General features: G+C 73.1%; 9 protein-coding genes. 4 read left to right on the top strand and 5 right to left on the bottom strand.

The annotated features are described in order from the left end of the window. Both PROKR_RS20860 and PROKR_RS20855 read right to left on the bottom strand, forming a co-directional pair. The coding region (locus PROKR_RS20860; protein ID WP_036966798.1) for an ATP-binding cassette domain-containing protein at positions 1-370 on the bottom strand (370 nt) is incomplete at its 3' end. Between the two features lie 66 nt (positions 371-436). Next, positions 437-958, bottom strand: a complete 522-nt coding sequence (locus PROKR_RS20855; protein WP_036966796.1) for a PadR family transcriptional regulator — start codon at positions 956-958, stop codon at positions 437-439. Positions 959-1,113: 155 nt separating this feature from the next. Between PROKR_RS20855 and PROKR_RS20850 the strand changes: the two genes are divergently transcribed. The 3 genes from PROKR_RS20850 to PROKR_RS20840 all read left to right on the top strand — a co-directional run bounded on the left by PROKR_RS20850 (position 1,114) and on the right by PROKR_RS20840 (position 5,202). Further along, positions 1,114-2,706 carry a peptide chain release factor 3 gene (locus tag PROKR_RS20850; RefSeq protein WP_051433203.1) on the top strand — a complete coding sequence of 531 codons (1,593 nt, stop codon included), beginning with the start codon at positions 1,114-1,116 and terminating at the stop codon, positions 2,704-2,706. A 67-nt stretch (positions 2,707-2,773) separates the two neighbouring features. Next, positions 2,774-4,042, top strand: coding sequence for a chloride channel protein (locus PROKR_RS20845; protein WP_036966794.1), 1,269 nt, complete (start codon positions 2,774-2,776; stop codon positions 4,040-4,042). Then, positions 4,039-5,202: a cation:proton antiporter gene (locus PROKR_RS20840; protein WP_036966792.1), complete on the top strand. Its 1,164-nt coding sequence runs from the start codon at positions 4,039-4,041 to the stop codon at positions 5,200-5,202. Before PROKR_RS20845 ends, PROKR_RS20840 begins: the two co-directional genes overlap by 4 nt. On the opposite strand, the gene PROKR_RS20835 is transcribed toward PROKR_RS20840, so the two are convergent. Beyond that, positions 5,174-5,551, bottom strand: a complete 378-nt coding sequence (locus PROKR_RS20835) for a MerR family transcriptional regulator (protein ID WP_036966790.1) — start codon at positions 5,549-5,551, stop codon at positions 5,174-5,176. The genes PROKR_RS20840 and PROKR_RS20835 overlap by 29 nt on opposite strands. A gap of 94 nt (positions 5,552-5,645) precedes the next feature. On the opposite strand from PROKR_RS20835, the gene PROKR_RS20830 reads away from it, so the two are divergent. Next, a complete protein-coding gene (locus PROKR_RS20830; RefSeq protein WP_036966787.1) occupies positions 5,646-6,374 on the top strand; it encodes an SDR family oxidoreductase in 729 nt (242 codons plus the stop codon). Here the strand turns inward: PROKR_RS20830 and PROKR_RS20825 are convergent. Beyond that, positions 6,361-6,993, bottom strand: a complete 633-nt coding sequence (locus PROKR_RS20825; RefSeq protein ID WP_036966784.1) for a class I SAM-dependent methyltransferase — start codon at positions 6,991-6,993, stop codon at positions 6,361-6,363. The two genes, PROKR_RS20830 and PROKR_RS20825, sit on opposite strands and share 14 nt — an antisense overlap. A gap of 121 nt (positions 6,994-7,114) precedes the next feature. Then, a partial coding sequence (locus tag PROKR_RS37880) for a C40 family peptidase (RefSeq protein ID WP_036966781.1) occupies positions 7,115-7,756 on the bottom strand: 642 nt, incomplete at its 5' end.

Raw genomic sequence — 7,756 nt, 5'->3', positions numbered from 1 at the left:
CCGCGCTGCGCAGGGCCGCGCGGCGGCTCGCCCCGCCCAGCCGCAGGGGCAGGGCCACGTTCTCCAGGCAGGTGAGCTCCGGGACGAGCTGCCCGAACTGGAAGACGAACCCGAACTCGGTGCGCCGCAGCGCGCTGCGCTCGTCGTCGTGCATGGCGGTCAGGTCGCGTCCGGCGTAGGTCACGCGGCCCGCGTCGGGCATGAGGATGCCCGCCATGCAGTGCAGCAGGGTGGACTTGCCGGAGCCGGAGGGACCCATCAGGGCGAGCACCTCTCCGGCGTGCACCTCGGCGGTCGCGTGCTCGAGTGCCATGGTGGGACCAAAGCTGAGCTGCAGGTTCTCGGCGATGAGCAGGGGTTCGTCGGCCATCGTGCCTCCAGGTGTGGGGGAGCGGGCGGAAGTTCGGGCGGTGTCGGGCGGGCAGGCCGGGACGGTCTAGCCGCGCACCTGAGCGGCGAGTTGCTGGACGCGCGCCGCCGTCACCTCCAGCCAGCGCAGGTCGGCCTCGAGGTGGAACAGGGCGTGGTCGCAGATGAGCTGGTCGGCCAGGTCCCCGGCGTCCCGCCGCCGCGTGAGCTCGCGCATGAGGCGCAGGTGCTCGGCGCGCTGGGTGTCGAGCAGCTCGTCGGCGTCGTGCCCCGTGAGCAGGGCGAGCACCACCTTGGTGTAGAGGGTGCTCTGCAGGTAGGGCTCGGGCTTCTCCGGCTGGGCGAGCCACGCGGCGACGTCGGAGACGCCGGCCTGCGTGATCGCGTACTTCTTGCGCTCGGGGCCGGCGCCCGGCTCGGACTCGACCTCGACCAGGCCGTTCTTCAGCAGCCGGGCGAGCGTCGAGTAGACCTGGCCGTAGTGCAGCGGCCGGTCCTGTCCGAAGCGTTCGTCGTAGGAGCGCTTGAGGTCGTACCCGTGCGCGGGCCCGCCCTCGAGCAGCCCCAGCAGTGCGTGTCCAACGGTCATGCCATCGCACTATACACATGGTGTATACATCGGGTGAAGACCCCGGTTCGCGCGGCTCCGCCGCCCTGAGAAGGTAGAGTTGCGGGCTGTCCGGAAGCGGTAGGCGCGGGAGATGGGATGGCGTTGGTGCAGCACGAACTGAATGGTGGAGCCCGGTGACCGTCCTGACCTCCGACGCCCGTCCGGTGGGGACCGAGGCGGCACGCCGCCGCAGCATCGCGGTGATCTCCCACCCCGACGCCGGCAAGTCGACCCTGACCGAGGCCCTCGCCCTGCACGCCCACGCGATCGAGGAGGCCGGGGCGGTGCACGGCAAGGGCAACCGTGCCGGCGTCGTGTCCGACTGGCTCGAGATGGAGCAGAAGCGCGGCATCTCGATCACGTCCGCCGCCCTCCAGTTCGCCTACGGCGACGTGGTGATCAACCTGCTGGACACCCCGGGCCACGCCGACTTCTCCGAGGACACCTACCGCGTGCTGACGGCGGTCGACGCCGCAGTCATGCTGCTCGACTCCGCGAAGGGCCTGGAGCCGCAGACGCTCAAGCTCTTCGAGGTGTGCCGCCGCCGCGGGGTGCCGGTCATCACGTTCGTCAACAAGTGGGACCGGCCCGGCCGCGAAGCGCTGGAGCTGTGCGACGAGCTGCAGGAGCGCATCGACCTGCGCCCGACGCCGCTCAGCTGGCCCATCGGCGAGGCCGGCCGGTTCCTCGGGCTGCTCGACCGCGCCAGCGGCGAGGTGCGCACCTACCGCCGCGCGCCGGGCGGCGCGTCGATCGCCGAGGAGCACCTCCTGACGCCGCAGGCCGCGGCCGACACCCTGGGCGACGACCACACCGAGGCGGTGGAGAGCGTGCAGCTCCTCGACGAGCTCGACCGGGAGTCCTTCCTCGCCGGCACGACGACGCCGCTGCTGTTCGGCGCGGCGCTGGCCAACATCGGCGTCAAGCAGCTCCTGGACGCCGTCGTGGAGCTCGCCCCCGCGCCGGGCTCGCGGCCCGACGTCGACGGTACGCCCCGCGACGTGGACCAGGCGTTCAGCGGGTTCGTGTTCAAGATGCAGGCGGGCATGGACCCCCACCACCGCGACCACGTGGCCTTCATCCGCGTGTGCTCCGGCCGCTTCGAGCGCGGCATGGTCGTGACGCACGAGCGCACCGGACGGCCGTTCGCCACGAAGTACGCGCTGTCGGTCTTCGGCCGGGAACGGCAGACGGTCGAGGACGCCTACCCCGGCGACGTCGTGGGCCTGGTCAACGCCAGCACGCTCGCCGTCGGCGACACGGTGTACGACGCCGCCGGCCCGAAGGTGCGGTTCCCGCCCATGCCGGTGTTCGCACCCGAGCACTTCGCGGCCGCCCGGTCGGTCGACCCGGGCCGCTCCAAGCAGTTCCGCAAGGGCATCTCGCAGCTCGAGCAGGAGGGCGTGGTCCAGGTCCTGGTGTCCGAGGCGCGCGGCGACGGCAACCCGATCCTCGCGGCGGTCGGCCCGCTGCAGTTCGAGGTCGCGACGTTCCGCATGGAGCACGAGTTCTCGGCGCCCATCCGGACCGAGCAGCTCGGCCTGTCGCTGGCCCGCGAGGCCGCGCCGGAGCACATCGACACGATCGCCGCCTATCCGGGCGTCGAGATGGTGCGCCGCGGCGACGGCACGCCGCTCGTGCTGCTGCGCGACATCTGGCACGCGCGGGCCTTCGAGCGGGCCCACCCGGACGTGCCGCTGATCCCGCTCGCCGCCAGCGGCGTCTAGCGCGCGAACCCCGCGACGCGGTGCGACGATCGGGGTGTTCAGCGGCGGTACGACCGGGAGTGCGACCATGGACGCACACGGCAAGAGGCCGCTGGCCACGCTCGTCGGGCTTCCCGCGGTGGTCGGCGTCGCGGCGGCGCTCTGCGCCACCCTCTTCACCTCGCTGGTGCACGGCGCCGAGCAGCTGTTCTGGACCTGGCTCCCGGGCGCCCTGGGGCTCGACGGCGTGCCGTGGTGGTGGGTGCTGCTGCTCCTGCTGCTCGGCGGGGTCGGCGTGCACCTCGCGTCACGGCTGCCGGGGCACGGCGGACACCACCCGCTGGACGGGTTCGCCTTCGACATCACGGGGCGCGAGCTGCCCTCGACGCTGCTGGCGGCGGCGTCGTCCCTGGTGTTCGGCGCGGTGCTCGGACCCGAGGCGCCGCTGATCGCGATCGGCACCAGCATCGGCTTCGCCGTGCACCACCGCCTCGGCACCGAGGCCTCCAAGGTGCTCGTCATGGCCGCCGCCGCGGCGGCGCTCGGCGTCGTGCTGGGCAACCCCGTCGTCACCATGCTGCTCGTGCTGGAGGCGATGTTCCTCGCCGCGCGGCCGCGCCCCGAGCAGCCGGTGCTCCAGGTGGTCCCGATCCTCGCGGCGCTCGGCGCGGGCTACGTGGTGCGCATCGGGATCGCCGGCTGGCCGGGCGTCCACGTCCCCGAGCTGTCCATGGGCGACCTCGGCTCGTACCCGGACCTCCACGTGGTCGACCTCGTCGCCGGAGCCGTGGTGGCCGTGGTGGCCGGGGGCCTCGTGCTCGCGGCCATGCGCCTCGGCGGTGTCGTGCGGAAGGCGGCCGCTCGCGGGCCGTTCGTGGCGCTCCTCGCCGGTGGCCTGACGGTCGGTCTCCTGGCGGTGCTGGTCCGGGCGACAACAGGTGCCGACGTGGACACCGTGCTGTTCTCCGGGCAGCAGTCCCTGTCCACGGTGACCACGACCACGGCCGCGGGCACGCTGGTCGTGGTCGCCGTCGTGAAGTCCGCGGCCTACTCCGTGAGCCTGGGCACCGGGTTCCACGGCGGGACGATCTTCCCGTCGGTGTTCGTCGGCGCGGCCGCCGGCGCCGCTGCCGCCCTCCTGATCCCGGGGACGGCGCTCGCCCCCCTGGTGGCCTGCGGCATCGCCGCCGCCGTGGCGGCCGCGGCCGGGATGCCGGTCACCGCCCTCGTCCTGGCCCTGCTGTTGTGCGTGACCGCGGGGCCCGCCGTCACCGTCCCGGCGATCCTCGGGGCGCTCGTGGGCACGCTGCTCAAAGGGCTGTTCAACGCCAGGCGGCCCGCGACGGTCGAGCCGTGAACGTCTACGCGCCGCTCGTCCCCGTGTTCGTGGTCGCCCTGCTCGCGCCGCTGCTCACGGCGCTGATGCCGGTGCGGTCGCGGCTGCCGCAGGTGGTGCTGCTCCTGCTGGGCGGCGTGCTCATCGGCCCGGCGGTACTGGGGCTCGCCGCGCCGGGCGACGTCACGCTCCTGTCCGACCTCGGGATGGGCTTCCTCTTCCTCCTGGCGGGCTACGAGCTGGAGCCGAGCCTCTTCCGCGAGCGGGTCGGTCGCCTCGCCGGCGCGGCGTGGTGCACGTCCCTGCTGCTCGCCGCTGTCGTCGTCATGGTCCTGATCCGGCCCCGCGAGGAGGAGGTGCTCGCAGCCGGGGCGATCGCGCTGACGACCACCACCCTCGGCGTCCTGCTCCCGATCCTGCGGGACGGCGGCAGACTCGACTCCCGGTTCGGGCGGGCCGTGATGGTGGTCGGCGCGTACGGCGAGCTCGGTCCCATCGTCACGATGGCGCTGCTGCTCGGGACCCGCGGCTCAGGCGCCGCCGCGCTGCTCCTGGTGGTGTTCGCGGTCCTGGCGGTAGGGGTGGCGCTGGTACCGAGCTTCCCCGCGCCGACGGCCGGGCGCCTCGTCCTGGGAGCGGAGCACGGCACCGGGCAGAGCACCCTGCGGCTGACGGTGCTGCTTCTGGTGGGGCTGCTCGCCGTCGCCTCGGCCTTCGGCTTCGACGCGGTGCTCGGCGCGTTCGTCGGCGGCATGGTGCTGCGCCGGTGGGCGCCCGGCGACGTCAGCAGCCTGGAGAAGAAGCTCGACGCGGTGGCGTTCGGTGTGTTCGTCCCGGTCTTCTTCGTGAGCTCGGGCATGGCGCTGGACGTGGCGTCCATCGCCGCAGCGCCCGCCCTGCCCCTGGTGCTGTTCGTCCTGATGGTGGTCGTCCGTGGTGGCCCGGTGCTGCTGTGGATGCGCCGCGAGCTACCCGCCGCGCAACGGGTACAGACCGCGCTCTACTCCGCGACCGCCCTGCCGCTGCTGGTCGCGCTGACCGGGATCGCGGTGAAGCGCGACATCATGTCGACGGCGACGGGCGCGGCGCTCGTCGGCGCCGGGGTGCTCTCCGTGATGGTGCTGCCCCTCGTGGCCGGGCGGATCGACCGGACTACGGGTGGCTCGCCGTCACCTCGATGACCTCGTCCAGGCGGTCCAGGGCCGCCTGCAGGTCGTCGATCTTGGCGCGGATCCGGTCACGCTCGGCGTGCAGCATGGCCCGCTGCTCGGCGTCGGTGTGCCCGGACTCGATGCACGGCAGCAGCTCCGCGATGTTCCGGCTGGACAGCCCGGCGGCGTACATCTGCTGGAAGAACCGCACGCGGGCCCCCGCCTCGCGCGGGTAGAGCCGCTGGCCGGACGGGCTGCGCTCCGCGGTGAGCAGGCCCTGCTGCTCGTAGTAGCGCACCGCACGCACCGAGACCCCGGCGTCGCGCGCCACCTCGCCGATGCGGACCAGCCGCTCGGCGTCCGCCGTCGTGGCGCTCATGGCGCCCCCTCTCCCTGCTCCGGCGATCCGGTTCGATCGAGAACTCGATCGAGACTTGACCCTGACGTCAACGTCAGGTTTTAGCGTACCCGACATGGAGATCAAGAACTCAGTCGCCCTCGTCACCGGAGCCAACCGCGGGCTCGGCCGCGCTTTCGCCCAGCGGCTCCTCGACCGGGGCGCCCGCAAGGTGTACGCCACCGCCCGGCGTCCCGAGACCGTGGACCTGCCCGGTGTCGAGGTGCTCGCCCTCGACGTGACCGACCCGGCCTCCGTGCGGGCCGCGGCGCGGGCGGCGTCCGACGTCTCGCTGCTCGTCAACAACGCCGGGATCTCGACCGGGACCGACCTGGTGACCGGCTCGCTCGACGTCGTACGGCGCGAGCTGGAGACCAACGTGCTCGGCGGCCTCATGATGATCCGCGAGCTGGCGCCGGCGCTCGCCGCGCGCGGCGGGGGAGCGGTCGTGAACGTCCTGTCCGCGATGTCGTGGTTCGGGGTCAAGGGTGGCAACGCCTACCACCTGTCCAAGGCCGCCGCGTGGGCCATGACCAACGGCGTGCGCCTGGAGCTGGCCGACCAGGGCACGCTCGTGACCGCGGTCCACCTCGGCCTGGCCGACACCGACATGTCCGCGGGCTGGCAGGTGGACAAGATCTCGCCGTCCGACCTGGCCGACGCCGCGCTCGACGGGGTCGAGGCCGGGTCCGCCGAGGTGCTGGCCGACCAGTGGAGCCGGGACATCAAGGCCCGGCTCCCGCTGACGCCGGACGAGTTCGACGCCGCGATGGCCCGTGCGCTGGCGGGCCTTACGGCCGCGTGACGGGCTTGCGTGCCGCGAGCCGCTCGATGATGCCCCGGTTGAACCGGTCGTGTCGCTCGACGGTCAGCCCGGCCGCCTCCACGTGCAGCAGCGGACGACGGCGGAAGTGCTCGCTCTGGAACCGCACGCTGCACACCTCGGCGACCGTCTGGAGCATCCGGAGCGGCGCCGACGTGCTGACCACGTGGTCGGCCAGGAGCAGCAGGCCGCCGGGCCGCAGCACGCGCACCATCTCGTCGACGGCGCCGCGGTCGTCGGGCACGGCACACAGCCCGAACGTGCAGACCACGGTGTCGAACGAGGCGTCGTCGAACTCCAGCCGCTGGGCGTCGCCGACCCGCAGCTCGACCGCACGGCCCAGCTCGGCGGCGTGCCGGCGGGCCAGGTCGATCATGGCCGGGCTGAGGTCCATCCCGGTCAGGGCGGTGTGCGCGGGGTAGAGGCCCAGGTTCAGGCCTGTGCCGACGGCGACCTCCAGCACCAGGCCGGTGGCCTGCCGGCACACCCAGTCCCGGGTGTCGCCGAACATGCGCTCGGCGCCGTTCATCTTGCGGTCGTAGCCCGCCGCCTGCCGGTCCCAGTGCCGGCGGACCCGGTCGGGTCCGGGTGATCTGACCATGGCACCTCGCTCGGTGGTCTTCGCACGTCGTCGCGCGGTGGTCGGGAAACGACTCGGGCGGTGTTGCGTGGAGTCGACGACGTCTACTCTCCGCAACACCGCCCCAAGGCGCGACCTGGGTTCAGCCGACCCGCAGGAACGTCGGGTTGGACTGCCAGATGCTGGTGTACCGCACGCTCTTGCCGGGGACCGGCGCCTCGATCTGCATGCCGTCGCCCGCGTAGATCGCGATGTGTCCCGGCGTCCAGATCAGGTCGCCCGCCTGGGCCTCGGCCCACGACACCGGCGTGCCGGCGTACAGCTGCTGGGACGAGGTGCGCGGCAGGTCGATGCCCACCTGGGCGAAGACGTAGGACGTGAAGCCGGAGCAGTCGAACCCGGACGGCGTGGTGCCGCCCCACACGTACGGGACGCCCAGGTACCGCATCGCGATGGACACCACCGACGCGCCCCGCTCCTTCGCGGCACGCTCGGCCTCCTCGGCCTCGATCTGCGCCTGGTACTCGGCGTTCTCGGTCGCGGAGACCACGGACACGGCCGACTTCTCCAGCGTCAGCTGCGCGTCCGCCGCGACGGTGATCATCGGCGAGGCGGAGACCGACTCCCGGGCCTGGGCCGTCAGCGCATTGAGGTCCGCGGTGTTGAGCGCGCCCTGGACCGGCTGGCCCTGCAGCGCCGTCGTCGCAGGTGCCGCCTGGGCCGGGGTGGCGATGAGCGACAGCAGCACGCCGCCGCCGGCCGCCGCGACCACCGCACCGCGTCC

The organism is Promicromonospora kroppenstedtii DSM 19349 (genome assembly GCF_000515355.1).
GTDB classification, from domain to species: Bacteria; Actinomycetota; Actinomycetes; order Actinomycetales; family Cellulomonadaceae; genus Promicromonospora; species Promicromonospora kroppenstedtii.
The sequence above is the reverse complement of the archived record's forward strand: the minus strand, read 5'-3'. Positions and strand labels throughout refer to the sequence as shown.

Coding starts and splice junctions, on each gene's coding strand:
- PROKR_RS20845 (WP_036966794.1), top strand. CDS start 2,774: ATGGACGCACACGGCAAGAGGCCGCTGGCCACGCTCGTCGGGCTTCCC.
- PROKR_RS20835 (WP_036966790.1), bottom strand. CDS start 5,551: ATGAGCGCCACGACGGCGGACGCCGAGCGGCTGGTCCGCATCGGCGAG.
- PROKR_RS20855 (WP_036966796.1), bottom strand. CDS start 958: ATGACCGTTGGACACGCACTGCTGGGGCTGCTCGAGGGCGGGCCCGCG.
- PROKR_RS20830 (WP_036966787.1), top strand. CDS start 5,646: ATGGAGATCAAGAACTCAGTCGCCCTCGTCACCGGAGCCAACCGCGGG.
- PROKR_RS20825 (WP_036966784.1), bottom strand. CDS start 6,993: ATGGTCAGATCACCCGGACCCGACCGGGTCCGCCGGCACTGGGACCGG.